This window comes from Shimia sp. MIT1388, from assembly GCF_047124445.1.
In the GTDB taxonomy this organism is placed as follows: Bacteria; Pseudomonadota; Alphaproteobacteria; order Rhodobacterales; family Rhodobacteraceae; genus Shimia.
Genome location: NZ_CP138921.1, coordinates 234,920 through 260,155, shown reverse-complemented (window position 1 = coordinate 260,155; position 25,236 = coordinate 234,920). Strand labels below are relative to the sequence as shown.

The following is a 25,236-nucleotide window of genomic DNA, read 5'->3' as shown; positions in this document are numbered from 1 at the left end:
GGAATTTTACCCAGAGGTTTTTAACATCAAGTAGCGTGGTCATGAGCTGCTATCCTTCGGGTCCAGCACGTCGCGCAGGCCATCCCCCAACAAGTTGAACGCCAGCGACACGGTGAAAATGGCAAGGCCAGGCATGGTGGCGACCCACCAATGATCCAGAAGGAACCGACGCCCCTCGGAAATCATGGCGCCCCATTCCGGGCTGGGCGGTTGTGCACCAAGCCCCAAAAAGCCGAGGCCCGCGGCGGCCAGAATGATCCCGGCCATGTCCAGCGTGACCCGTACGATCAGCGACGAAATACAAAGCGGCCAGATGTGTTTGGTGATGATCCGCAACGGGCCAGCCCCCTGAAGACGGATCGCGCTGATATAGTCTGATCCGCGAATGGTCAGGGTTTCCGCCCGTGCCATCCGGGCATAAGGCGGCCAGGCGGTGAGGCTGATCGCCAGAACAGCGTTTTCAATCCCTGCGCCCAATGCGGCCACAAAGGCCAGCGCCAGAACCAAACGGGGAAAGGCCAGGAAGATATCCGTGATGCGCATCATCACCAGATCCACCACGCCCCCGGCATAGCCCGAAATGGTGCCAACCAGCAGCCCGACGATGGGCGCAATCAGCGCTACCAGCGCCACGATGTAAAGCGTGATCCGCGCACCGTAGATCAACCGGCTTAGGATATCACGACCCAGACTGTCGGTGCCCAGAACATGCCCTTCGGTGCCAAGGGGCTGCAACCGGTTGCCCAGATCCTGCACAAAGGGATCATGTGGCGCAATCCATGGGGCCAAGGCGGCGATTGTGATCAGCGCAATGATGATCGCCAGGCCCGCCATCGCCATATGGTTTGCCTTCAGCGACTGCCAGCCCTTGTAAACGGCGGCCCAGCGGGCCTGCCGACGCGACGTCGGGGTCTCAGACGTCAGCCAGGCGTGCAAAGAGGATGCTTGACTGCTCATTTGGACCTCGGATCGAAGAATTTATAAAGAAGGTCGGAGAAGACGTTCAGACAGATGAACACCAGACCCACCACAACCGTACCGCCCAGAACCGCATTCATATCCGCCGACAGCAGCGCCGTGGTGATGTAGCTGCCGATGCCCGGCCAGCTGAAGATGATCTCAGTCAGCACCGAGCCTTCCAGCAAGTTTGCGTAGGAGAGCGCGATCACGGTGATCAGCTGCACCCGGATGTTCTTGAACGCATGGCCCCAGATCACCGACCATTCGCTCATGCCTTTGACGCGCGCGGTGGTGACATATTCGGCCGAGAGCTGTTCCAGCATGAACGACCGTGTCATCCGGCTGATGTAGGCAAGGCTGTAATACCCCAGCAGTGAAGCGGGCAGGATAATATGGGAAAACGCATCCCAAAACGCGCCCCAATCCCCGGCCAGTGCCGAGTCGATCAGGATCATACCGGTCACAGAGGGGATCATATCCTCATAGAAAATCCCCTGACGGCCCGGTCCGCCGACCCAACCAAGGATGCCGTAAAACAGCAGCAGCCCCATCAGGCCCAGCCAGAAGATCGGCATGGAGTAGCCCACCAGCGCGACAACACGGGCGATCTGATCGATCCAGGACCCACGGCGCACGGCGGCGATCACGCCCAGCGGCACGCCAAGGATGCAGCCCAGCAGGATGCCGATCGTGGCCAGTTCAAAAGTTGCAGGGAACACACGGGCAATGTCATCGGCAACCGGGCGGGCCGTCAGCAAGGACTGGCCAAAATCGCCGCGCAGCACATCCGAGACATAGTAGAAAAACTGTACAATGAGGGGCTTATCCAGCCCGAGGTCTTTGAAGACCGCATCATATTGTTCCTGGCTTGCTCGTTCGCCGACAACAGCCAGAACAGGGTCAATGGGCATCACGCGACCGATCAGAAAGGTGACCAGCAGCAGACCCAACATGGTGATGGAAATGGAAAAGAGAGTGATAACCAACCCTCGGCCCCAAGGAGGAAGAGGCAGCCGCGGCTGCCTCTTCACGAAGGTACGTTGCGCCCGCATCTTACTTGGTCACGGTCCAGTAAGACACTGCGGTGATCGCGCCGCCAAGGTTCAGACCTTCGATGTTTTCTGCAACACCGGCCTGCTCAACTTTCTGGAACATCACGGCAAATGGCGAGGTGTCGCGGAACTGTGCCTGAATGCCCTGGTACATCTCGTCACGTTTGGAACGGTCACCCTCAACAACCGCAGCGGCGGTTTTTTCGGTCAGGCCACCGGTGTCCCAGCTGTTGCGCCAGGCTAGAAGGCCGGTGGCATTAGCCGCATCCGAGTTGTCAGGATTATAGGCAAAGGTGCCTGCGTTGGTGTGAGGATCCGGATAATCCGGCCCCCAGGCACCCAGATAGATGTCCAGTTCACGGGCGCGATATTTGCCTAGGATCTGTTTGCCGGTGCCCACCTCAAGGTTCACGGTGATGCCTGCCTGACCGAAGGTGTTTTGCAGCGACTGAGCGATTTCCAGACGTTCCTGCGCCTCACGCACACCGATGGTCAGTTCCATTCCGTCCACGCCAGCTTCCGCCAGCAGGGCCTTGGCCTTGTCCAGATCCAGAGAGAACGGGTTCTCATCCACCGCACCCAGATAGGTTTTTGGCAGGAAGTTCTGGTGGGTAACATAAGCCCCTTTGAGGAAGCTGTTCTGCATGCCCTCATAATCGATCAGATACTTCAGCGCCTGACGGACCTCGGGCTTGGACAGTTCTGGGTGTTTCTGACTGGCGGCGATGTACATCAGACGGCCGCGCATCTCTTCCAGGATTTCCACACCTTCCGCCGCGCGCACGCCTTCAACGTCCGACGGGTTCAGGTCACGGGCCACGTCGATGTCACCGCGTTCCAGCATCAAACGCTGAGTGGCCGATTCCTGCACGTGACGCACGATCACGCGTTTCATCGCAGGTTCGCCACCGTAGTAGTCCGCATTGGCGTTCAGCGTGACGCTTTCCTTCGGCTTCCAGCTGGCCAGGCTGTAAGGGCCGGAGCCTGCCGAGTTGGTGGCCAGCCAGGTGTTGCCCATGTCGCCGTCAACTTCGTTGGCCATGACCAGTTCTTTGTCGACAACGCCGCCGATGGTCGCGGTCAGGCAGTTCAGAACAAAGGAGGTCGCGTAACGCTTGTCGGTGGTGATCGACACTGTGTTGCCGTCAACCACAATGGTTTCATCCACATTTTCCGGGGTGAAGCCAAACTGGGTGATGATGAACGACGGGGTTTTGTTTAGCAGCACAACACGCTTCAACGAGAAGGCCACGTCTTCGGCGCGCACGGGGTTACCCGAGTGGAACTTCACACCTTCACGCATGGTGAAAGTGATGGTTTTGCCGTCTTCGGACACTGTCCAGCTTTCGGCCAGATCCGGCTGATAGCCCGCGTCCAGATTCTTCGGGTCAAAGTTGACCAGCTTGCCATAGACGTTGCGCAACACGTCCGAGCCCGCAAATTCAAAGCTCTGCGCCGGGTCCAGCGTGGTGATGTCATCGATACGGTTGGCGATCACCAGCATATTGGCCGGGGTTTCTGCAAACGCTGGCAGGGCGGTCACACCCACCGCGACGCCCATAGCAGCGGTCGCCATCAGTTTTCTGAAATAAGACATTTCTATCCATTCTCCTGTTGATTTAATCTGGGATTTTTCTTGCGTGCCGGGTTAATGGCCCCAGCTTGTCTCCAGCACCCGGACCCAGTTCCGGTGGCAGAGTTTTTCCAAAAGCGCCGCGTCATAGCCATGATCCATCATGGCCTTGCGCAGAGCGGGCAGCCCGCTGACATCGCCGATGTCTGAGGGAACCACGGCCCCGTCAAAGTCCGAGCCAAAACCAACGCGGTCTTCGCCCAAACGCGCCATCAGATGATCGAGGTGGCGCAGCATGGTGTCCAGCGACGTGTCCGCATCCATTCGCCCATCCTCCCGCAGGAAGGCGGTGGCAAAATTCAGCCCCACCATGCCGTCCGTTTCGGCAATGGCATCCAGCTGTTTGTCTGTCAGGTTGCGCGCCGAAGCAGACAAGGCATGGGCGTTGGAATGGGTTGCGACCAGCGGTTTGGTGCTGTGGCGCGCCACATCCCAGAACCCGGCCTCATTCAGATGTGACAGGTCGATCATCACGCCCATTTCATCACAGCGACGCACCAGCCTGATGCCATGATCGGTCAAACCGGGGCCGATATCGCCATCCGACGGGAAACGAAACGGCACCCCATGCCCGTAGATGGTGGGGCGGCTCCAGACCGGACCAAGCGAGCGCAGACCTGCGGCATAGAACACTTCCAGCGTTTCGAAATCGGGGTCGATCGCCTCGGCGCCTTCCATATGGACAATCGCGGCGACTTTGCCCTGGGCCATAGTCTCGGGGATGTCCCGGGCGGTGCGGGCGATTTTCAGGCCGCCCTGTTCCTCCAAGCGCAAGAGGACCGCAAGCTGTGACATCGCCACGGTCACCGCATCTTCCCAGTTGATGGCATCGGGAAGCGGCAAATCATAGGGCGGATCGCGCATATCCAGATCGTCTACATCGACATTGGTGGCCGAAGGCACATAGATCGCAAAGAAGCCACCGCCAAAACCACCGGCCTGTGCCTTTGGCAGATCCAGATGCCCCGGCCCGCCCTCCATGTAGTGGGACAAGGCAGACAGGCCGCCGGCCTGCTGAACCTTCAGCAAAAGGTCATTATGGCCATCAAAGATCAGCGGGTGTTTCAGGTCAGAGGCAGAGGGGCGATCAAGCAACGGTTGCAAACCTTTTGGTTGGGTCCTGTTTGTCGCGATGATACCTAAGGTAATGTAATAGGCAATCAGACTCCCTATAACTTTTAGCTATAGCTCAATCAGGAAAGCTGCGGGACCCTAACAATGGTGCGTAAAAACTGGCATAGCCTGCCCGAATACCAAGCGTTTCGCGCTTTGATGGAGACCGGCACAGCCTCCGCTGCCGCGGCCCGGTTGAGCCTGTCGCAACCTGCTGTCAGCCGCTCGATTGCCAACCTCGAAGCACGCACAGGTTACATTCTGTTTGAACGGGATGGCGGCCGCCTGCGCCCCACCGCCGAGGCCCTGCAACTGAACCGTCGACTGGATCCGCTGTTTGACGCGTTGGCCCGGATCGATGGGCCAATTGAACCGGTGCGGGAAACGTTGACGCTGATTGCGCCCCCCAGCTACACCCATCGCTATCTTGTTGATATTTGTTCCAGCTTCATGCGCGCCAAGCCAGATTACAATCTGCGCATCCTGGTCGCGACCAATGACGATATGCCCCGCTACGTGCTGGAACACAGCTGCGATCTGGCATTGGTTGGCGTGGACATGACCCGCTCGGGCCTGAAGACCATTCCGTTCCGCCGCTCTCCGGCGGTCTGCGCCTTGCCGTCAGATCATCCCCTGGCGGCAAAAGACCAGATCGAACCAACGGATCTGCGCGATGAAAACCTGATTTCGCTGACCCAAAACAACATCACGCGCGGCAAATTTGACCGCATCATGGCTCAGGCCGGGGTTTATAAACCGCCGGTGATGGAGGCGGACACCTGGCAGTTTGCGGCGGACATGGTCAAGGAAGGGGCCGGCGTTTCGATCCTGAACCCGTTCCCCTCTGCGCTATATGCCGATGACAGGATCGTCTACCGCCGGTTCAACGCGCCGATCCGTTTCACGACCACGTTCTTTTCCAGCGAGGACCGGCCGCTATCCCATGTCGGCCGGGCTTTTTTACGTCACGTTCGGCTCACCACCCCACAGGATGGATTTTCCGAAGCTTTGTAAGAAGTTATGGCACATGTGCCGTGGTCTTGTAGTCGTCTATAGCCGCAGTTTGGACCGCCAGTGGTGCTGTCAGACCTGATCGAACCTGTCTCAACTTGGACAGGAATGCGCCCGTTAATCCCCACAAGGTTGGAGCCCTTTTTCGAAATCGCTGCTCTGCGCGATCCCTGCCTCAGGACGGAAGGTAAGACTTCTCGGTTTGGCTATTTATCCAACAGCCGATTTCTAACAGATCACCGTTTCCGACATATGTCAGGACGGCTTCGTAAGACCGCAGTTTCCATATCACGCCACCCCGTCGTTACAGTCGGCCAAGTTCTACGTGCCCTTGCAGCGCGCACAAATCCAACCAACAAATCAAGAGCTTAGATAAGATGGCGGAGGAGGTGTCCGACTAATTAATCACGCAAATAACTATATTATCGTGATTTTCTATATGTCATATCCCCCCATACCACATATAGTACCACATACTGATCTACTTCCATCACTCAAACACATTCGCATTCTCATATGATAATACACGAGCCGGCCCTCTCAACTCACCGCGGTCTCCCAACTGTAGACATTGGTGCAACACGGCCGCGCATCAATGGCGCCGTTCGCTGGATGTGCAAGTTCAGCCTTGTGTGCGATGTCTGTTAAGCGGGTAGCTGCAGGAATGTACGGGAAACATAGCGAATGACTGCTTTCCGCCCAAAGCCGTCATTGCTAAGTTGAAAACCAACGGCCGGTTTGTTTGTCAAAGCAGATCCTGAATTGCGAAACCGTTTACTGAAGGTCGCATAGTTCCGTGGCATGATGAGCTTGTGGGCAGCCGAAAACAATGGATGGAGAAACAGTCAAATCCCGAGAAGTTTAGTGCATTGGCATAGGCGACAGGGCTAAAAAACAGCGACATCTTTGACACTGGCACCTTTGATTGGAGTAACTACAATCTCTACAGGGGTTCTGTTTCCGTAGTGTGATAGGCTGCTTCTTAAGCTTGATGCGCGCATGTTGACAGGAACGGAGCTGCGGCGCCCAAGATAGACTTTGGCCGTTGATCCATTGTCGAAGCGCACCTCTAGGTCAAAGCTCTGTTTTGCGATGTCCTCGGCCTCTATTTCGATGCCTAAAGCCGCCGTGCCTTCTGCAAGTTTGACCAGAGTTGTTTGAGGTTGCATTTGCAATTCGGCGGCTTTGATTGGTGCGCGGCTTTCGCTGAGGGCGCCCAACAATTGGCGCAAAAAGGATTGCGAGTTGAAGCTTTCAGTATAGGGCAGTTCCCACACCACTAGGTCGTGGTCTTTGCGTTTCAACGCGCCGGACATCACATAGGCCTCAATGGCACCAATCGGGCCTCCGCCTGACACGGAGAAGTTCTCAACCTCAGCATCAAAGGCGCGGGCCAACGCGTCCGCGACCCTATAGTGATCTCGTTTGTAGCGATTGGAAAAACTGCTTCCAAGCAAGGCAATTGCGGGGCCGTCCGCGTGCGTTTCCAATAGGTCGCCACTTCGAGACAGATTGAAAGTTTCCGACGTTTCTGCGGGCAAGGTTATTCCACAAGCTTTGTGTACAACTTCGGCAAGGGATCCTTCTTCCTGTATCGCGCCCGAGGCCTCAAGTTCCCGGAAAGCTAAGTTTCCATCATTGGCAAAGAGATCAGGTGCATGTGTGTTCACGGTGTGTGCGAGAGCAGTGGCGCTCACGGCACTTCCCACAGCTGTCCAATGCGTGTCGCGCCGAAAATAGAAACGGTCCCTGATGTCGGGGTCGGCCAGAGCCACATTTGACAGGTTAGGAACAATGGCGCCTGTGCTTGCGAGCTGCGCGATCATCTTATCAAAAGAAGAGCGCGCGTCTGCCACGCTGTAAAGGTGCTGTCCCATAGCTGCATCAAGATTGTCTTGCCCGGAGATGACGGGCCGCGGCGGCGCGATGAGAATGGCTAGTGGCACGTTTCGGGACGCGAATTCTTCAACGATGGCTTGGACCAATTTGAGCGAGGAAGACTTCATGTCGTAGCGGTTTTTCAACTGGTCCTGAGTGAAGATCCAGCCACTAGCTTGATCGCTGTAGATTGGGGCAATTTTTGCGTACTTCTTGGGAAGGGCCTCTCGGTTGAGAAGCCCTTCGCAATAGGGGGCGGATTGCGCGGCAGAGCCTACAACTAGGCTCGCAATCAATGGGATGTGATACTTCATGGGAGCTTTCTCCGGCTGGTCAAAAAGCGTTCAGGGATCTCCCAGACAACGATGGATGGGAGGGACGAAAGGTTGGAGCGCTCCTCCAAGAACGCATCCATGGGTTTGAAGGGGCCTTGGCCAACGCGGCTGAGATTGAGAACGTCGGCCTGCAGAGCCTGTTTCAGGAAACCCTCGAAGTGGAACTCTGTCTTGGCCGAGTAACTCGTGCCTATGAGGACAACGGGGATATCGGCGGCGCCAAATAGTCCTCCGGATGAGGTCACGTTGGTTTCGAACGTGTTTATAAATTCGGCTGCGGGGCCTACTCGATCCCGATAGCGACCAGTCGCGACAAACGGCAGCAAGTCACCGTCAAGCGATGCCGCGCCTTTTGCAATTGTGGTCACCTGCGCCTCGGGCAATGCAATGTCTCCCAGGGACTTGGCGATGGTCGCTGCGGCGCGTTGCGCGCCTTCCGGGCTCCAGTGCGTGTCTGTGCGCATGAAGCTGCCTTCAAACTGAAGGGCTTCTCGCAAATCAATCTCGATCATCCCGGCTTTCCGGATTGTGGCGAGGGCCGCATCATAACGTGTTTCAAAGCCTTCGGATCGCCCTCGCTTTAGCCGGTGTGCGTGCACGCGCGCCTTGTCTGGAATGATCACAGGGACGAGCGTTATGCCGTCCGCCACCAACGCGTCGGCGACCTGCGCCAACTCGGTTGCGAGATCGCGGTGGGGGGGCGGCTCGGTGAATTCTTCGGCGGTGAAAAGCCAGCCGCCGTTGCCAGCAACCGCCCCTGTTGCGGGTTCACGAAAGAACACCCATTTGGCCGCAGACCACAGCGCAACCGCGCTTTCATGAGCCGGGACAGAGGTTTCAAATCGGTCCTCATAGCCCCTTTGATAGGTGCCATTTGCCCAGCCCTTTGAGGGGTCGCCTGTATCGGTGTGCGAAAACGCCGTGACCGAGAGGCCTGCCAGAAGCGCGGCGATCCCGAGTGTGCAAAGGCTGTCCAACGAAGCTTGCATAGGATTGCTCCCTAAAACTGAAAGTAGAGGAAAGGGCTGTTGGTGCGCGCCTGCAGAGCGACGAAACAGAGGATCGACAGCAGGGCGGATTGCAGCGCTGGTGAGAGTGTCCACCTGGGAAGCGCCGGACGCGGACCGATGGAGATGGCGGCCCCTATCAGCAGAAAACACAACTCCGTTGTGGTGGTGAGTGTGATCAACTCCGGTCGCATTGCGATGCCATGTGCGCCAACCATGCCCGCATACATCGCTCCGGCGTCAGCCAGCGTTTCCGCGCGGAACACAACCCAACCAAGCATGATGCACACCATGGTCAGCGGCCACGCGACGGCCTTTGGCCACACCGTTTCTCGGTGTTTTGCGCCCAAGGCTCGCTCGATTGCCATGAGGCCACCATGCCAAATGCCCCAGACCACAAAGGTCCAATTGGCGCCGTGCCAAACCCCTCCCAGAACCATTGTTAAAAGCAGGTTGCGATACGTCTTAACCCTGCCGCGCCTGTTACCGCCCAAGGGCACATAGAGATAGTCGCGCAACCAACTGGACAGGCTGATGTGCCAGCGGCGCCAGAACTCGGTGATGGACCGGCTGACATAGGGCACGTTGAAGTTTTCCGGGAAGTGGAACCCAATCATCAGACCCAAGCCAATCGCCATGGATGAATAGCCTGCAAAGTCAAAGAGCAATTGGATGGAGTACGCTGCGGCGCCGAGCCAGGCTTCAGCCATTGTCGGGTCGGGCAAAGCGAACATCCTGTCTGCGAGGGGTGCGACGCTGTCCGCCACAAGTAGCTTCATTGCCAGCCCTTGCAGAAACCTGCGAAGACCTTTGGAGAAAAGCGAAAGCGTGTGAGTACGGTGCTCAAACTGATGCGCGAGGTCCTTGTAGCGCAGCACCGGTCCGGCGATCAGTTGCGGGAACAATGAAGAGAACGCGAGAAAGTCCGAGAGCTTCCTGGCGGTAGGCGCATCGCCGCGCGCCACATCAATCACATAGCTGATGGATTGAAACGCCAGGAACGACAGCCCGATTGGCAGGATGATTTCCGGTACAATCAGGGCCTCCCCACCCAGCGCCGTATTCAGGTTGCCGAGCAGAAAGGTTGTGTATTTGAACCAACAGAGAACGGCGAGGTTAAAGGTAACCCCAAACCTGACCGCCCATGTCTTTGTTCTGGGGCTATTGGTTTTTGATGCAACGTGGCCCGCAAGGTAGCTGCCACCAGCGATGGCGTAGAGTACGACAAGGGCATCGGCGCGCCACCAGGCATAAAACAGCGTTGAGGCCAGCAGGATCAGCCAGTTCCTAAGAGTTCTTGGCAGCGTATAGTAGGCGGCCAGAAAGCACGGCAAGAAACCGAACACGAAGATGGGGGTTGAGAACACCATTCCGTCACCCCCCGATATTTGGACCGAACCGGTTCTCTATGAGGTCCGCTCCGTCGGGGCGTGCCACAAACGTGATGTTCTGTCCTCTTCGCAGTTGAACATCAAAACTGCCCAGAACGGCCCCAGACGAGGTTACAACCAAAAGTGTGGCGGCAACAGGATTGACGGTTCTGCCACCTGCGGTGTTGATGTCAGTGGTGCCGATAACGTCGATGTTTTGATCTGACAGAACAAGCCGCGCGCGCTCATCGGAAAGGTTTAGCAGGGTCAAAAGTACTTTTGATCTGTCCCCTCGATCTGGCTCTCGAATGACATGGACATTGCCTGTAGCATCAACGGCTGCCGTGTAAAACGACCCTGCACGCCCGCCGTCAGTCAGAGCGGCGGAGATTGGAAAAAAGACGTCGCCGGGATTTTTAGGCATTTGGATGCCCAGTACTCTCGGCGCGGTTTCTTCCTCAATCCATCGAACAAATACCGCGTCCTCGGGCGGTGGATCGTCGTAGAGTTCATTGTCGCCCGCCCAGACAGTATCTGGCGACATTGAAACTGCAAAAATTACAGACACTGCAAATTTTGATCGGTGCATCGACCTACTCCCTTTGAAACAGGAGTATCGAAACGTCGAGGCCTATAGGGCTAGCGAAAGGATAATCGTCTGTCGCCAAAGGATATCAGGTTCTCCTTTGGGAACTGAGCCGGCAAAATATACTGTGCGAGCTAGGCGTGGCGCCTAGAAGTGCCGCAGTTTTTGTCTGAAATCGAAAGTAAACAGTTGCCAAGGGCCAATCCAGGACATCCGCAGACGCGATTCTCACACTTTGCGGACGTTCAGACGGGGCGCAGCGAAAGCCTTTTCTCCGCCCTTCTAACGGCTTCCGCTGTCGGCCCATAGCGGACTTTCGACAGCTTGCGTGCGAACGTCCGCAACATTCATTCGAGAGCAATCCATCGCGCCGTCTTGAAACCCACATAAGGACCAATGACCATTCCCGAATTTCTCGGGATTGGTCTAATTGGCGCTGTCAGACCAACTCGACCTCGTGTCAGGTGAGACAGCATCACTGTCCTTATCCCGCGCGGAGACTGCGCCACTCAGACAGAGAGGCTGTACGGTTAAGTTTGAATTTTGATCTGGAGTGGAGGCTGCGCTCCGAATTGAAAACGTTGTAGACTGAAGCATGAACGGCGGCGAATTTTTGCAGACTTCGCATGCGTCTGAAACACAACATTGCCCGTCCCCTTCGTCGAAAAGGCAGGTGCGAACTCTCAACTCAGTAGTTTAGCCAACGGCTCGTTTTCTGTTTGTGGGCGTTGCCGAGTTCCTTCATCGCAGCCCCGTACGGCCTCAATCTGTCAGTCACGATCACTTCCGGTTGACCATGCTTGCGTATTGCTTTTCTTAGGGATTTTAGCGCAGCCTTCTTGTCTCGCTTCCTCGTGACATAGCTTCCGAGCACCTCGCCTTCGCGGTCAACAGCACACCAAAGGTTATGCCGCTCACTGTTTTTCTTCACGAAAACCTCATTCAGTTCCAACGCCAGCTGATAGATTTCGTTCCACGGATATGGTGTTTGCTGACCTCAGAAGCGAATGAAGGCCCTAACCGATGCCACCAGTATCGCACTGCTTCAAGGTTTACATCGACACCGCGTTTTTGCAGGAGATCCACTACATTGCGAAACAAGCGCGGGAAACGGACGTAAAGTATCACTGCCAGGCGGATAATCCCTGGACTGGTTTTGAAGTAGAGAAACGGAGGTATCTTGGACATGTCAGGGCGCTGGGGCTGCAGCTTGTTCGCTTCAACTGCGGTTTCTTCTCACAGTACCGACACCCTTCAGACCAGCCAGACCAAGCATTGCCATAGCAATGCTCAATTCCTCTTCCAGCACTTTCCAAAGTTGAAGAAGGCCAGCTTCTCCATTTGCTGCGATCGCAAATTGCAGGATGCGCCCGATGAAAACAAAGTCTGCGCCCGATACAATCGCCCTGAGAATGTCACTTCCAGACCTGATACCGCTATCCAAGAAAATTGGGTAGTCGACTCCCAATTCAGATCGAAATTTGGGAACGACCTCGATCGGCGACGGGGCACAATCGAACTGGCGCGCGCCGTGGTTGGAAACTTGCACAGCATCTACGCCGCGTTCCTTCAACCAAATAGCGTCTTGATCATCCAGGACACCCTTTACGACCAGTTTGCCGTGCCACCTCTCCCGCAGTTCCGACAACGTATCCCAAGTCGCTTTGGCCCGGCTTTCCGTTCGGTCAAAGTCAAACCCGTCCTTCCTAAAGTTTGCCATATCTGGCCGCCCTGCCCTCAAAGTTCTAAGCGACCAAGAAGGATGCAGCGCAAAATCCACAAATTGCCGGGGCCCAATCCTGAAAGGCATCTTAAATCCATGACGCAACTCCCTTGGCCGCCTCCCGACCTCCGGGACGTCAACAGTCAGGACAAGCGTCTGATACGCTGCAGCTTTTGCCCGATCGACCAAGCGAAATGTCCCCTCTCCGTCGCCGCTAAAGTAGAGCTGAAACCAGGCATGCCCCTCAGCGGTCTCAATCATCTCCTCCATAGGGGTAGACGCCACAGTGGAAACGCCCAAAGGGACTTTATACTTGGAGGCAAGTCTCGCAAGCATCAGATCGGCTCCGGGCGCAGACAGATTGCACATCCCCATGGGCGCAATGCCAAAGGGTACGCCTGCCTCCGAACCAAACACTTCCGTTGAAAGTGAGCGCTTGCTGACATCTCGCAAGATCCGTGGCGTCAACGTCACCGCATCCAACGCACGTCGGTTTCTCAACGCTCCCGCTTCGTCGCCAGCCGCGCCATCGATGTAGTCAAAGATCATTCTGGGCAGACGACGCTTGGCCATCTGCCTAGCATCTTCTGCAGAATGGATCTCCCTTTGCAGCGTCAACCAGCCACGGCTTTCATGAAACGGTCTCGGATTACGACAGGATCCATGGAAATAACAGGCATTTTGGCGTTCCCACTATCGCACTTTACAACCATCACAGTGGCGACACCGTCCTCTATGGCTTTCTGCAGGGCCGCGCCTGTGTCGACGTCCTGAACCTCGACCACATTGTCGCAACCGGCGGCCCTCGCCATGCCTGCTAGGTCTGTTTTCATACCTGTATACGTCGGCTGGTCTCCGGTTGAGCCATAGGATCCATTGTCGATGATCATCAGGATGTAGTTGCTCGGAGCATTGTTCCCAATGGTCGGCAAGGTACCGAGGTTGGTCAAAACGGATCCGTCACCATCAATGACGATGACAGGTTTTGGCTGCGTAAGCGCGAGCCCTAAACCAATCGAGGAAGCGAGCCCCATGGTTCCGAGCATGTAAAAGTTTGTCGGTTGATCATCGATGGCATGCAATTCTTGAGAAGGAATTCCGATATTACAGACCACAAGTTGGTCACGAAGGATTGGTGCGATGTCTTTTAGAATTTCAGAACGGATCATTGGTCGCCATAGCCTCCCCAGAAGTTCGCGTCAGTCAGGATGGCCACGGGTTTATTACACATGAAGGTGTATTTCAGAATGTTGTCGAACTCTTCAACGTCCCGTTGCCAATGGAAATGGTAGGTGGGGATGTTCAACTGCGCCAAAAGCGCTTTGGTGTGCACCGCCATTTCAACCTGGCAAGCCACGGGCTCACGCAGCTCGCCGCGATAAGAAATGATCATCGGAAGCGGCATCCTGTAGTACTGAATGAGGGTGGCCAACGTATTGATCGTGACGCCAATTGCCGTGTTTTGCATGATGATGGCCGGACGTTTCCCGCCCATCCAAGCCCCTGCGCAGAGGCCCATTCCTTCATCTTCCTTATTTGAGGGAATGTGAAAAATGTCGTCCCGCCGGTCGACTTCTTCGATCACGCCTGCGAGTTGCTTGCAGGGCACAGTGGTGACAAACCGAATGTCGTTGGCAACGAGATCATCGGCGATTTTCTTGTCTATATTCAATGTATTCCTCCTGATGTACGATTGGCTTCAGCTGTCGCGATGAACATGCACAGCGCAGGGGGCATGGCGGACGACGCGTGCTGCGGTTGAGCCAATGAGGTAATCAACCAAACCCGGTTTATGAGATCCAATGACGATGCAGTCATGGCCATGTTTTACGGCATATTCGATGATTGCAAGATGAGCTTGTCCCCGCGTGATCTCGGCGCGCACACCTTCCATGCCGGCAATCTTTTCGTTGAGGATTTGGCGCGCGCGAGCAAATCCTCGCTCGACCGTTTCCTCACCGATGTAAACACTTACAGACCCCTTTGGCACCTCGTAAACGTGCAGAGCTGTGATCTGCCCCTTCTCGCTGCAGAGAGCGCGCGAGATTTCCAGTGTTTGAGCTGATATTCCGTGATCGAGTGCCAAAGGCACGAGAATACTGTCATACATGTCTTGCTCCTTTCAGGCTCGAACTGCTTATGCCCATGGATCGAGAACGATCTTGGGTGCGGCAACGCGCCCCGCGTGAATATCTTCAAAGGCTCTTGCGCCTTCAGAAAGGGCGCGTGTTTCGAACCAGTCGAGCGGCCCGAGCCTTCCGTCAAACAGTGCCAAAGCTGTGTCGGAAAAACTCTTTGCCGTGTACGTGTAGCTGCCGATGAAGCTGATCTCTTGCAGCGTCATACGCCGAATGTCCAAGCCGTCAGCACCGTCCCCTAGACCGACATGGACAATAACACCTCCGGGCTCCACCCATTTTGTGGCCGATGCCCGTGTCACTCCATATCCAACCGCATCGATGACAATTGGCGCGGTGTGCTCGGGCGCATTACTGACCTTCAAGCCGCACCGTTCCGCCAGAAACTCGCGTCGCAAAGGGTTGGGTTCCGCGATTTCAACGTCTTCAACGCCCATTGCCTTCAAGGCCAGTGCTGCGGCGAGCCCGATCGCTCCTCCTCCTATGACCAAAGCACTCCGTTTCTCATCCGGATGGATGCGCCCCATAGCCAACGTCACCGAATGCCAACTAACCGCCAAGGGTTCGCAAAGCGCGGCTTTTTCCAACGGCACTGCACTTGGAACCTCGATCAAGTTTTGACTCGGAATGGAGACGAACTGAGCAAAGGCTCCTTCGCGCGGCGGCATCGAGATAATTTGCCGATCAGGGCACAGGTTTTCTCTGCCAGAACTGCAATAGTGGCAGGCCCCACATGTCACCAAAGGATTGATCGTCACACGTCGCCCTTTCCAAGGGCCTTCCTCGACCACACCCGCCGCTTCGTGCCCCAGGATTAGAGGCGCTGGTCGCCGATCGTCGTGCCCGAAATAGGCGTGCATATCAGAGCCGCAGATTCCAACCGACTGAACACGGACCAGTTGCTCCCCGTTTTTAGGAGCCGGCCTTTCGGCGTCACGCAGGGTGAGCGTTCCAACACCCTCATAAACCAGAGCCTTCATTTTGCCGTGAACCCCCCATCGACCATGAGAACTTGTCCGGTTACAAATCTGGACGCCTCGGAGCACAAGAACAGTAGAGGGCCATCAATGTCCTCCAAACGTCCGTTGCGTCCCACGCAAGTTTGGGCCGCGTTACGCTCCGCTCTTTCGGGATCGTGAAACACCGCCTGGGTCAGTTCCGTCGGAAAGAAGCCAGGGCCGATAGCATTTGCCGTGATACCAAATCTCGACCAAGATTCCGCCATGGCACGCGTCAATTGCGCCACGCCAGCCTTGCTCGCGCCATAAGCGATGCCGCCTGGAAATGCCCTTGTGGTCTGCAGTGACGCAAAATTCACAATGCGCCCCCAGCCCTTCATTTTCATCGGCCCGACAAGAGCTTGCGACAAAAAAAACGGCGCAGACAGATTCAGCTCCAACGTTTTATCCCACCCTTCACGGGTCACGTCGTCCGCCTCCTGCCGCGTGTTCACTCCTGCAGCGTGTACCAGGATGTCTGGGGACCCAAAGGGCACTGCCAACTCCTCGGTGAGCGCTGTCAGCTGGTTTTGATCAGCAATGTCCGAAACGATATAGGACACCCGTTCGCAGCTGAGGCCAACGACGAGGTCCTGAAGTTCTTTCTCTCTTCTTGCGACCGCAACAACGCATGCGCCAGCCGCGCACAAGGTTTGCGCGGCGCGGCGCCCCAAGCCGGAACTCGCGCCTGTCACAACAGCCACATGCCCGGTAAGGTCAAAGAGATCTCTGGGTTCAGCCATTCGCGGTTAAATCAAAGGTTTCATCCGGGAAGTACTTCGCGAGCCGGACATCGGCAGCGCGTGCATGTCCCTCCATACCTTCCAATCGAGATATCCGCGCTGTGGCTTCTGCAACCTGCTTGGAGCCCTCTCGCGTTGAACGCTGCCACGTGACGATTTTCATGTACTTGTGGACGCTGAGGCCACCGGTGTAACTCGCCGCCCCTGATGTCGGCAGAACATGGTTCGTGCCCGCCGCTTTGTCGCCATAAGACACAGTTGTTTCCTCGCCCAGGAACAGCGATCCATAGCAATGCAGACGCTCTAGCCACCAATCGAGGCCATCAGCCTGAACCGTCAGGTGCTCCGGTGCATACTCGTCCGATGTAGCGGCCATCTCTTCACGATCGGAACACACGATCACTTCGGCATAATCGCGCCATGCGGCCTCTGCGTTCTCGCGGTTCAGTTCCGGAAGATCTGCGATCAGGCCGGGGACACGTGACAAAACGTCTTCAGCCAATGGTTGATGATCCGTCACCAGCCAAACAGGCGAGTTATATCCATGCTCTGCCTGACTTACGAGATCGGTCGCCACGATGTGAGGATCAGCATCCTTGTCCGCCAGGATCAGGCTGTCGGTCGGGCCAGCAATCATGTCGATGCCAACGCGGCCATAGAGAGTGCGTTTGGCTTCTGCAACGAATTGGTTGCCAGGCCCAACAATGATGTTTGCCTTTGGTTGCCCAAACAGGCCAAATGCCATGGAAGCGATGCCCTGCACCCCACCGATTGCCATGATTTTGTCTGCACCGCAGACATGCGCAGCATATACGATTGCAGGAAAAATACCCACGCCTGGCTGGGGCGCTGAACACACAGTGATGTGCTCACACCCGGCAACCTTTGCCGTGGTGACTGTCATGATGGCACTGGCAATGTGGCGATAGCGGCCTGCGGGCACATAACACCCAGCGGCAGAAACCGGGATCGCTTTTTGGCCCGCGAGCAACCCCGGATTTATCTCAAATTGCACATCCGCAACTGTGGATTTCTGAACTTCAGCAAAACGGCGAACATTGTCGTGTGCAAAGAGAATGTCGTCTTTGAGTTTTTGTGGCACCATCGCGCAAGCAGCGTCAACTTCGTCCTGCGATAACTGCACATTCCCATCATATTTGTCGAACTTTGCGGCATACTCCAAAGCGGCTTCTTCGCCTCTCGCCTCGATGTCGGCAAGAATTGTCGCAACCGTTTTTGCCGTTTCGCCTGCGTCGGAACGGGAAGTAAGAGTGGCCTTTTTCAAATAGATACGTGTCATGTTTGAAGTCCTATGAATGAGACGAAACTCAAGCTTCGCGCTTGTTGTGAAGAATGGAAGCGAAGAAGGCCAAGCTGATGAGCGCGATGCCGATGCCGCCAGTAATCAGTTCATGCACGTGCACGATCGACTGCAAAAACATCACGATGGACAGCGCGAAAATCGAATAGAACGCACCATGTTCCAAATATCGGAACTCTGCCAAGGTGCCGCGTTCGACCAACATAATTGTCATCGAGCGCACGTACATCGCGCCAATACCCAGTCCAATTGCGATGAGCAGGATGTTTGTCGTAAGTGCAAAGGCGCCAATCACACCATCGAAAGAGAAGCTCGCGTCAAGCACTTCAAGGTAGAGAAACGCACCCAGTCCCCCCTTGGCGCCGATCTCTGTCGTTTTGCCAGCGATATTGTCGAGATAGGTACCGAGGCCATCTACCAGAGTGAAAACAAGCAAGCCCATAACCGCAGCAGAAAGGAACGGAGCCAATTCCTGAACAGGCAAAGAGCGGGAAATCACAACCACGACGAGGAGTACGAAGGCAATCTCAAAACCACGGATCGATCCCCAAAGCCGCAGGCGTTTTTCCAAAGCGACCACCCAATCAACCGACTTGTCTTCATCGATAAAGAATTTGAGGGCCACCATCATCAGGAAGGTCCCGCCAAAGGCCGAAATTGGACCATGCGCATGCCCGATAATTCTGGAGTATTCGTCTGGATCAGACAGCGCGAGATGCATGGCCGCAAACGGGTTTATCCAGGCGAAGATTGCGACAATGGCCAATGGAAACACGATCCGCATTCCAAACACGGCAATCAAAATGCCCCATGTCAGGAAGCGACGCTGCCAGACTGGCGTCATTTCCACCAGCTTGTTTGCATTCACGATCGCATTGTCAAAGGACAAGGCGATTTCGAGGGCAGCAAGCACGGTCCCAACTAAGAGAAACGAAACGACGCCTCCCCAAGTCCCCTCCGTCGCCCAGCCTAACCATCCGCTGAGTCCGAGACCAATCACCGTCGTGATCAAAGGCCACTTCAAGTAAGACAAAGAACTACGTGGTGTATTCATTCGTTAGTTTCCTGACATAAAGGCCGGCAGCCAAAGCACCAGCTGCGGAAAGATGAACAGAAGGATCAGGCCAAAGAGCTGGACAAGCATGAACTGCATCATGCCAAGGTAGATGTCCTTGAGGTCCCAGTTGGGCACCACGCCCTTTAGAAAGTAGGCCGAAAGCGCGACTGGTGGTGACAACCAAGCGGTTTGTAGGTTCACAGCAACCAGAATGCCGAACCAAACCATCAGATCGTAGCGCTCCAATCCGTAGACATCCAATGCCTGAACCGTCGGTAGCAAAATTGGAACCACGATTAAAACAATTGGAACCCACTCCAGCGGCCAGCCCAACAAGAAGATCAAGGCCATTACAAGGAGAAGGATCAGGTAAGGCGACATGTCCAAGCCAAGAAGGAGCTCGGTCATCATCTTTGGTGTTCCGAGCGCACTGAACTGTGCACCAAAGAAATTCGAGGCCGCCACAAGGAACATGATCAACACCGTGATCTCTAAGGCCTTGACCAGGCTGTCAAAGAAACTCGGGATGGTGAACTTGCGATACGCCAACGAGAGGAGAATGGCACCGAAAGCGCCCATGGCCGCCGCCTCGGCAGGCGTTGCCAGCCCCAAAAGGATCGAGCCCAACGCAAATGAAATCAATATCGTCGGAGGCATCAAGCCGGCAAAAAACTCATCCCAAAGCTCCGAGAAGTAGAAGCCACCGTCTGCCTCGGCGCTGTAAATCGGCCTCGCAAGGAATGCCAAAAGAAGCATAAAGACGGCAAAAATGGTCGACCAGACAGGCAAAGCGCCATCGTCGCCCATGTTGGCTATGATCATGTAGAAATGAAACAGGACGGCAATCGGCAGAACCATTCGCAAGACAATGAGACGCCTGTATGCCGCATATGCCACGGTCACCGCCAAGGCCAAAACGATCAGGCCTCCAAACGGCATGACAGCTCCAAAAGCACCTCCCAGGCTCAGCCCGAAAACACGGCAGACAGTTAGGATGCCAAGACAGATAAGTGCCACTTCGGCGCCGTAGAATCTGGACGTGTCCGGCTGATCTTCCTCGGGCAAAATCGGCCCCAGCTCGGGGTTCAACCAGCAACGCCCCAAAGTATAGACCAGATACAGCGACGCCAAAATCGCGCCAGGAATGAATGCGCCGCGGAACAGGTCCAGCGTGGAGACTTCCAAGACCGGGCCCATAACGATCAACATGATTGATGGCGGAATGAGAATGCCGAGGGTTCCCCCTGCAGTGATCGTCCCCGCCGCAAGTTGTACGTTGTACCCCGAGCGGCTCATTGTCGCCCCCGCCATGATGCCAAGCAAGGTAACAGAAGCACCCACAATCCCCGTTGCGGCTGCAAAAATCGTAGACACGATCAGCACGGCAATAAAAAGTGCGCCTCGCACCCGTGCCATGATCATTTGGATCGAAGCGAACAATCGCTCCATTAACCCGGCGGCCTCCATGACAATGCCCATCAGGACAAACAACGGAACCGCCATCAGCTGATCATTTAGCATGGTCGAGTTTGTATTGAGGGTGAGCAACAGCGTGGTCAGCTTGAAATTCGAGCCCCAAATCCCAAACACAAATCCTAGGAAAATGAGGGTGAAGGAGATCGGAAACCCGATGAAGATCACAAACAGCATCGCGCCCAGCATGATCAAACCGATTGTGGGTTTGGAGAGTCCTGGTCGTGCCTTCATAACATCCGTAAACCACTCGCCGCCCGGCACCGCGCCCGGCAAAAACACAGCGAGCACAAGCCAGATCAGGCCGATTAAATAGAGTGGCAACAATCGAACAAACCAGCGCTCACGGTCTTTGCCCATTTTGTGAAAGGCCCGAAAGATTTCCGGAATACCTTGCAGGAGCAGCAAGAATGCCCCGACCGGCATTGCTGTCCGTGCGGGCCATAAGAGCGGTCCCCAGGCACTGTCGATCTGCATCGTCTCGCCTTTTGAAAAGGCCAGCCACCAAAACTGAGACGCAACGATGGTGAAGAAGATCATCGACGGGATGAAGAACAACAGATACAGCGTCGCGTCGACTGTCGCCTGGGTCTTGTCCGTCCAGTTTCGATAGAGGAAGTCCGCGCGAATATGGACGCCGCGCATCAAACCATATCCTGCCGCAGCCATAAAAAGCATGCCCGCAATCATGCGGCTGGTATCATAAACCCAAAGCGTCGGCCCTAGACCCAATGAACGTGCCAGATCTTCAAACCCCGCGTTTTGCAGGATTGAAAAGGAATTCCGCATAAAAACTTCGTACACAACAACCGCGATCAACGGCACCATCATCAAGGCGATGATCTGGCCAGCGCGGTAGTTGATGCGGTCAATAACGGCAGTGATTGGGCGTTGCCAGGGCGTCATGGCTTCCGGCGTTTCACCGGGAGCTTCGGCACGCCTTTCCGCAATCAGTTCGTCTGCAATTTCGAGCTCATCGGGGTTCACCTCCTCTGCAGCCATGCCGTTGTCTCCCTTGTCCCGTTCAGCGCCCAATTTTCGGGTCTTCAGTTTTGAAAAGGACGCCTGTCCTCATCAAAACTGAAGCGCGGGGCCAGCGTGGCCCCGCACGTTATTAAGTTATTTCAACGTTGCAGCATGGGCTCTGCCGAGCCCCGCGTTGGAGGTCTGAGCGCCAGCCCAGAAGGGAACCGCGATGTCTGCGAAATCCTTTTGGGACTGCCACACTTCTGCAAAGAACTCATTTTCATCTGCGGCGGCCTGAAGAGCGTTTTTGGCTGCGGCCATGTACTCGGTGAAGTAGTCAGCCGGAGTATCTTCCAAAATCACGCCATGGTTTTCGGTCAGGTCCTTCAGGGCCTTGCCGTTCTCATAGATCCGATAGGACAAGGATTTGGAGAGAGAGGCGTTCGCGGCAACTTCCAGCGCCTTTTTCTCGGTGTCACTCAGGCTGTTGTAGAAGTCGAGGTTCACGTACATGTCGGCGTTCACAGTAACCTGGTGCAGTCCTTGCAAGTAGTAATGCTTCAGGATTTTCTGGAAACCAAACACGCTGTCAGGCTTGGGACAGCACCATTCGGCTGCATCGATGGTACCCTTTTCCAGCGCTGGTAGGATGTCTCCGCCGCCCATAGCAACCGCGGGCACACCAATGTCGGCATAGGCGGCGCCAACCATGCCTGGAGGGGCACGGAACCGCATTTGGCGGAAGTCGTCCATCGACTCGATGGGCTTGGGGAACCAACCCAAAGCCTCAGGGCCGACAGGCTGCAGCATAAAGCCTTTCACGTTCACGCCCATTTCCACCCACAGCTGATCATAGAGTTCTTTGCCGCCGCCGTATTGGAACCAGCTAAGAAACGCGATGTTGTCCAAGCCAACACCTGCACCCGCCACCGGTGCGCCGAACAGGTTTGCAGCAACGTGTTTGCCGCCCCAATAGTGGGTCCAAGCAAAGCCTCCTTCGACGAGGCCTGCGTCAACAGCATCCATAATGTCACGTGGCCCTACGACCGCGCCGGCTGGCAATACCTCGATCGTCAGCGAGCCGTTTGTCAAAGCCGCGACGTCCTTGCCAAATTCATTCAGCATATGGACTTCGTCAGCGGTGTTCGGCAGCACTGATTGAATACGTAGCACCTTTTCCGCCATTGCGGCTGACGCCATGAGCGCCAGCGCAGCAGCACTGGCTGCTACCTGCGTAAGTTTGAACATTTTTAGTCCTCCCTTGAGAAAAGCCCTCTGTATTTTTTGATTTGTCGCAGGGCTGAAGGCGGTGCCCCGGAGTTTTTGGGGCCATTCTGATGACCCATGTTTCACGCGAGAAAGCGGCAACCTGATTGCTGTGCTTGGCGTCATTTTGCATCCTCCAGCACAAGGTCTGCGGCTTTCTCTCCAATCATGATGCAAGGTGCGTTGGTGTTCCCACTCACGATCTGAGGCATGATCGACGCATCGGCGACGCGCAGCCCGTCGATTCCTCTCACCCGCAAACGCGGGTCAACTACGGCCCGATCATCGTTGCCCATTTTGCAGGTTCCCGTGGGATGATAGATCGTGACTGATGTTTGCCGTGCCCAATCAAGTGTAGCTTGCTCATCATCCAGCGCCACTCCAGGACCTGGCGCGTGCTCCTCTGAGACGTGAGATTTTAGCGGCGCCGTTTGCGAGATTTTTCTCGCAATCTGAATCCCCTTTACAATCGTTTTGCAGTCCAGATCTGTTGCCAAGTAGTTTGGATGAATCTCCGGGTGCTCTTCCATTTTTGCAGAGCGCAAAGAAAGATGGCCCGCGCTTTCGGGACGCAATTGCAGAACCGAGGCCGTGAAAGCAGAAAACTTATGAGGGCCATCCGCAGGCTTGTCCGCACTCCAAGGTTGAATGTGGAACTGAATGTCTGGGGTCTCTAAATGGTCTTCAGTCTTCAAAAACCCCGCTCCAAGGCTAGCAGCCATCGTCATGGGGCCACGCTGTGTCAGCGCATATTGAAGCGCCATCAGGCCTTGCTTGAAAATGCTGTTGGCTTCTGTGTTGATCGTGCTGAGATTGGTTTTGAAAACAGGCCGCGCCTGCAGATGGTCCTGCAAGTTTTTTCCAACGCCCGACAGCGCGGCGCGCACTTCTATGCCGTGGGGGGACAATTCCTCAGGGTCGCCTACGCCGGACAACATCAAAATCTGAGGGGATCCTATGGCGCCGGCGCTCAGGATCACCTCCTTGCGTGCCCGCACGATTTCCATGGAACCATGGCGTTTAAGACGAACCCCTGTGGCCCTCTGTTGTTCAATTAGGACCTTTTCTGCCTGCGAATTTGTAAGAATGGTGAGGTTTTTTCGGTCTTTGATCGGATTCAGATACGCAACTGCGGCAGAACATCGGCGACCGCCTTTCATGGTGAGCTGAAAGTATCCAACCCCTTCTTGATCCTCGCCATTGTAGTCGGCCGTGCGCTTGTACCCCGCCGCTTCCGCCGCATCGAGCCACACATCCACCACTGTACGGGTCAATCGCGACTCTTGTACCGAAAGCGGACCTTCCGCCCCTCGTACACCGCTCTCATCTACGCCGTGCCAGGTTTCCGCCCGCTTGAACAGTGGCAGCACATCTGCCCACGACCACCCGAGGCACCCCAGTTGCGCCCAATGGTCGTAGTCCTGCGGTTGGCCCCGCACATAGAGCAACCCGTTGATGGAGCTCGACCCGCCAAGAACCCGGCCTCTGGGCCATGAAATGGCCCGGCCGGAAATACCGTCGTCCGGTTCAGTGACATACATCCAGTCCGACTTCGGATTGCCCATTGTTCGGAAATATCCAACCGGAATGTGGATCCATGGATTTCTGTCCGCAGGCCCCGCTTCGATCAAAGCAACAGAGTATCGTCCGTCCGCTGACAATCGGTTTGCCAACGCACAGCCCGCAGACCCAGCTCCAACGATTACGAAGTCGAACTCCATTTCACCTCAAAACTCAAAAATTGAGACTTTTGATCTCGTTTTTCATAAATATTGACGCTACAATGATTCGCGAAAAATGCACTATTGTTTTTTGAAGAGGGCTTCATGTCGCCGACTGATCGGATTCCAACCAATCTGCGCACACTTCTAATTTTGGAGGTTTTGGGAAAAAGCGATCATGCGATGACAGCGACGGAGATCAACGAACAGCTCGGGCTCCCAAAACAAACGGTTCACAGACTATGCGTGACGCTTGAGGAAAACGGATTTCTGACACGCCCAGGCAAATCGAAGAGCTATCAGGTGGCGCGCCGTCTGCGGGACTTGGGATCAGGCCTGCTGCACAACTCAAGAGACCACGTTGCGCGCCATCAAATCCTCACCGACGTGGCACGACAAATTGGCGAGACGGTCAATTACGCAGTGCCAGGAAACTCTGGGATGCATTACCTGGATCGCGTTGAAACTGATTGGCCGTTCCGAATTCAACTGCCAATCGGGTCAAGCGTACCCTTTCATTGCACAGCAAGTGGCAAGACATTTTTGGCGAGTCTAGCACCCAAAAAGCGTGAAACTCTGGTCTCCTCGCTGAACCTCAAAGCGATGACCCAGCACACGCTTGTCGATCCGCAAAAGCTCCTAGATCAACTCGCTGCCATCAGGAAGCAGGGGTACTCTCTAGATCAAGAAGAATTCCTGGAAGGCATGGTTGCGATTGCCGTTCCTGTTTTGGATCCAAACAATCGTTTCTTTGCAGCTTTGGCCTATCACGGCCCTGCACAACGGATGTCTCTGAATGATGCAGTGGAAAAGAAACACATACTGCATGATGCTGCAGTTCGGCTAAGCAGCGTTTTGTTTCAAGAAGACTGACTTGGATTCAAG

Annotated in this window: 21 protein-coding genes and 1 pseudogene; 2 read left to right on the top strand and 20 right to left on the bottom strand. The window is 55.5% G+C overall.

The window, feature by feature from the left end:
- Positions 1-39: 39 nt before the first annotated feature.
- From SIB92_RS01210 to SIB92_RS01195, 4 genes are all read right to left on the bottom strand, one after another.
- Positions 40-957 carry an ABC transporter permease gene (locus SIB92_RS01210; protein ID WP_412554101.1) on the bottom strand — a complete coding sequence of 306 codons (918 nt, stop codon included), beginning with the start codon at positions 955-957 and terminating at the stop codon, positions 40-42.
- Entirely contained in the window at positions 954-1,946 is a 993-nt protein-coding gene (locus SIB92_RS01205; RefSeq protein ID WP_412554100.1) for an ABC transporter permease, read from the bottom strand. Before SIB92_RS01205 ends, SIB92_RS01210 begins: the two co-directional genes overlap by 4 nt.
- Before the next feature lie 67 nt (positions 1,947-2,013).
- Positions 2,014-3,609: an ABC transporter substrate-binding protein gene (locus tag SIB92_RS01200; protein ID WP_412554099.1), complete on the bottom strand. Its 1,596-nt coding sequence runs from the start codon at positions 3,607-3,609 to the stop codon at positions 2,014-2,016.
- A 51-nt stretch (positions 3,610-3,660) separates the two neighbouring features.
- Positions 3,661-4,713, bottom strand: coding sequence for a dipeptidase (locus SIB92_RS01195; protein WP_412555781.1), 1,053 nt, complete (start codon positions 4,711-4,713; stop codon positions 3,661-3,663).
- Positions 4,714-4,863: 150 nt separating this feature from the next.
- Here SIB92_RS01195 and SIB92_RS01190 point away from each other — a divergent pair, with 150 nt between their 5' ends.
- Positions 4,864-5,772, top strand: a complete 909-nt coding sequence (locus SIB92_RS01190; RefSeq protein WP_412554098.1) for a LysR substrate-binding domain-containing protein — start codon at positions 4,864-4,866, stop codon at positions 5,770-5,772.
- An 884-nt stretch (positions 5,773-6,656) separates the two neighbouring features.
- On the opposite strand, the gene SIB92_RS01185 is transcribed toward SIB92_RS01190, so the two are convergent.
- From SIB92_RS01185 to SIB92_RS01110, 16 genes and pseudogenes are all read right to left on the bottom strand, one after another.
- Positions 6,657-7,961 (bottom strand): alginate O-acetyltransferase AlgX-related protein, encoded by a 1,305-nt coding sequence (locus tag SIB92_RS01185; protein ID WP_412554097.1) that lies wholly within the window; start codon positions 7,959-7,961, stop codon positions 6,657-6,659.
- On the bottom strand, positions 7,958-8,971 hold the full coding sequence (locus SIB92_RS01180) for an alginate O-acetyltransferase AlgX-related protein (RefSeq protein WP_412554096.1): 1,014 nt from the start codon (positions 8,969-8,971) through the stop codon (positions 7,958-7,960). The genes SIB92_RS01185 and SIB92_RS01180 overlap by 4 nt, the downstream gene beginning before the upstream one ends.
- A gap of 11 nt (positions 8,972-8,982) precedes the next feature.
- A complete protein-coding gene (locus SIB92_RS01175; RefSeq protein WP_412554095.1) occupies positions 8,983-10,359 on the bottom strand; it encodes an MBOAT family O-acyltransferase in 1,377 nt (458 codons plus the stop codon).
- A 4-nt stretch (positions 10,360-10,363) separates the two neighbouring features.
- Entirely contained in the window at positions 10,364-10,903 is a 540-nt protein-coding gene (locus SIB92_RS01170; protein WP_412554094.1) for an alginate O-acetyltransferase AlgF, read from the bottom strand.
- Between the two features lie 526 nt (positions 10,904-11,429).
- A pseudogene (locus SIB92_RS01165) lies at positions 11,430-12,133 on the bottom strand (IS6 family transposase).
- A 31-nt stretch (positions 12,134-12,164) separates the two neighbouring features.
- Complete coding sequence (locus tag SIB92_RS01160; RefSeq protein WP_412554093.1) at positions 12,165-13,241, bottom strand: alpha-hydroxy acid oxidase; 1,077 nt, start codon at positions 13,239-13,241, stop codon at positions 12,165-12,167.
- 41 nt (positions 13,242-13,282) lie between these two features.
- Positions 13,283-13,837, bottom strand: coding sequence for a sulfopyruvate decarboxylase subunit beta (comE, locus tag SIB92_RS01155; protein WP_412554092.1), 555 nt, complete (start codon positions 13,835-13,837; stop codon positions 13,283-13,285).
- On the bottom strand, positions 13,834-14,340 hold the full coding sequence (locus SIB92_RS01150) for a sulfopyruvate decarboxylase subunit alpha (protein ID WP_412554091.1): 507 nt from the start codon (positions 14,338-14,340) through the stop codon (positions 13,834-13,836). The genes comE and SIB92_RS01150 overlap by 4 nt, the downstream gene beginning before the upstream one ends.
- A gap of 27 nt (positions 14,341-14,367) precedes the next feature.
- Positions 14,368-14,778, bottom strand: a complete 411-nt coding sequence (locus tag SIB92_RS01145) for a universal stress protein (protein ID WP_412554090.1) — start codon at positions 14,776-14,778, stop codon at positions 14,368-14,370.
- Positions 14,779-14,805: 27 nt separating this feature from the next.
- Positions 14,806-15,786 carry an alcohol dehydrogenase catalytic domain-containing protein gene (locus tag SIB92_RS01140; protein WP_412554089.1) on the bottom strand — a complete coding sequence of 327 codons (981 nt, stop codon included), beginning with the start codon at positions 15,784-15,786 and terminating at the stop codon, positions 14,806-14,808.
- Positions 15,783-16,547, bottom strand: coding sequence for an SDR family NAD(P)-dependent oxidoreductase (locus SIB92_RS01135; RefSeq protein WP_412554088.1), 765 nt, complete (start codon positions 16,545-16,547; stop codon positions 15,783-15,785). The genes SIB92_RS01140 and SIB92_RS01135 overlap by 4 nt, the downstream gene beginning before the upstream one ends.
- The gene (hisD, locus tag SIB92_RS01130; RefSeq protein ID WP_412554087.1) at positions 16,540-17,847 is read right to left on the bottom strand and encodes a histidinol dehydrogenase; all 1,308 of its coding nucleotides are present in this window, start codon (positions 17,845-17,847) and stop codon (positions 16,540-16,542) included. Before hisD ends, SIB92_RS01135 begins: the two co-directional genes overlap by 8 nt.
- 28 nt (positions 17,848-17,875) lie before the next feature.
- Positions 17,876-18,922 (bottom strand): DUF475 domain-containing protein, encoded by a 1,047-nt coding sequence (locus SIB92_RS01125; protein WP_412554086.1) that lies wholly within the window; start codon positions 18,920-18,922, stop codon positions 17,876-17,878.
- A gap of 3 nt (positions 18,923-18,925) precedes the next feature.
- Positions 18,926-21,400, bottom strand: coding sequence for a TRAP transporter large permease subunit (locus SIB92_RS01120; protein ID WP_412554085.1), 2,475 nt, complete (start codon positions 21,398-21,400; stop codon positions 18,926-18,928).
- Positions 21,401-21,517: 117 nt separating this feature from the next.
- A complete protein-coding gene (locus tag SIB92_RS01115) occupies positions 21,518-22,612 on the bottom strand; it encodes a TRAP transporter substrate-binding protein (RefSeq protein ID WP_412554084.1) in 1,095 nt (364 codons plus the stop codon).
- A 140-nt stretch (positions 22,613-22,752) separates the two neighbouring features.
- Entirely contained in the window at positions 22,753-24,351 is a 1,599-nt protein-coding gene (locus SIB92_RS01110; protein ID WP_412554083.1) for a GMC family oxidoreductase, read from the bottom strand.
- Between the two features lie 105 nt (positions 24,352-24,456).
- Here SIB92_RS01110 and SIB92_RS01105 point away from each other — a divergent pair, with 105 nt between their 5' ends.
- Complete coding sequence (locus SIB92_RS01105; protein ID WP_412554082.1) at positions 24,457-25,224, top strand: IclR family transcriptional regulator; 768 nt, start codon at positions 24,457-24,459, stop codon at positions 25,222-25,224.
- The last annotated feature ends 12 nt before the right edge of the window (positions 25,225-25,236 follow it).

Excerpts from the sequence above, each read along its gene's own strand:
- SIB92_RS01190 (WP_412554098.1), top strand. The coding sequence starts at position 4,864 with ATGGTGCGTAAAAACTGGCATAGCCTGCCCGAATACCAAGCGTTTCGC.
- SIB92_RS01140 (WP_412554089.1), bottom strand. The coding sequence starts at position 15,786 with ATGAAGGCTCTGGTTTATGAGGGTGTTGGAACGCTCACCCTGCGTGAC.
- SIB92_RS01120 (WP_412554085.1), bottom strand. The coding sequence starts at position 21,400 with ATGGCTGCAGAGGAGGTGAACCCCGATGAGCTCGAAATTGCAGACGAA.
- SIB92_RS01175 (WP_412554095.1), bottom strand. The coding sequence starts at position 10,359 with ATGGTGTTCTCAACCCCCATCTTCGTGTTCGGTTTCTTGCCGTGCTTT.
- comE (WP_412554092.1), bottom strand. The coding sequence starts at position 13,837 with ATGATCCGTTCTGAAATTCTAAAAGACATCGCACCAATCCTTCGTGAC.
- SIB92_RS01105 (WP_412554082.1), top strand. The coding sequence starts at position 24,457 with ATGTCGCCGACTGATCGGATTCCAACCAATCTGCGCACACTTCTAATT.
- SIB92_RS01135 (WP_412554088.1), bottom strand. The coding sequence starts at position 16,547 with ATGGCTGAACCCAGAGATCTCTTTGACCTTACCGGGCATGTGGCTGTT.
- SIB92_RS01145 (WP_412554090.1), bottom strand. The coding sequence starts at position 14,778 with ATGTATGACAGTATTCTCGTGCCTTTGGCACTCGATCACGGAATATCA.
- hisD (WP_412554087.1), bottom strand. The coding sequence starts at position 17,847 with ATGACACGTATCTATTTGAAAAAGGCCACTCTTACTTCCCGTTCCGAC.
- SIB92_RS01160 (WP_412554093.1), bottom strand. The coding sequence starts at position 13,241 with ATGGCCAAGCGTCGTCTGCCCAGAATGATCTTTGACTACATCGATGGC.
- SIB92_RS01110 (WP_412554083.1), bottom strand. The coding sequence starts at position 24,351 with ATGGAGTTCGACTTCGTAATCGTTGGAGCTGGGTCTGCGGGCTGTGCG.
- SIB92_RS01200 (WP_412554099.1), bottom strand. The coding sequence starts at position 3,609 with ATGTCTTATTTCAGAAAACTGATGGCGACCGCTGCTATGGGCGTCGCG.
- SIB92_RS01170 (WP_412554094.1), bottom strand. The coding sequence starts at position 10,903 with ATGTCGCCAGATACTGTCTGGGCGGGCGACAATGAACTCTACGACGAT.
- SIB92_RS01210 (WP_412554101.1), bottom strand. The coding sequence starts at position 957 with ATGAGCAGTCAAGCATCCTCTTTGCACGCCTGGCTGACGTCTGAGACC.
- SIB92_RS01115 (WP_412554084.1), bottom strand. The coding sequence starts at position 22,612 with ATGTTCAAACTTACGCAGGTAGCAGCCAGTGCTGCTGCGCTGGCGCTC.
- SIB92_RS01185 (WP_412554097.1), bottom strand. The coding sequence starts at position 7,961 with ATGAAGTATCACATCCCATTGATTGCGAGCCTAGTTGTAGGCTCTGCC.
- SIB92_RS01180 (WP_412554096.1), bottom strand. The coding sequence starts at position 8,971 with ATGCAAGCTTCGTTGGACAGCCTTTGCACACTCGGGATCGCCGCGCTT.
- SIB92_RS01125 (WP_412554086.1), bottom strand. The coding sequence starts at position 18,922 with ATGAATACACCACGTAGTTCTTTGTCTTACTTGAAGTGGCCTTTGATC.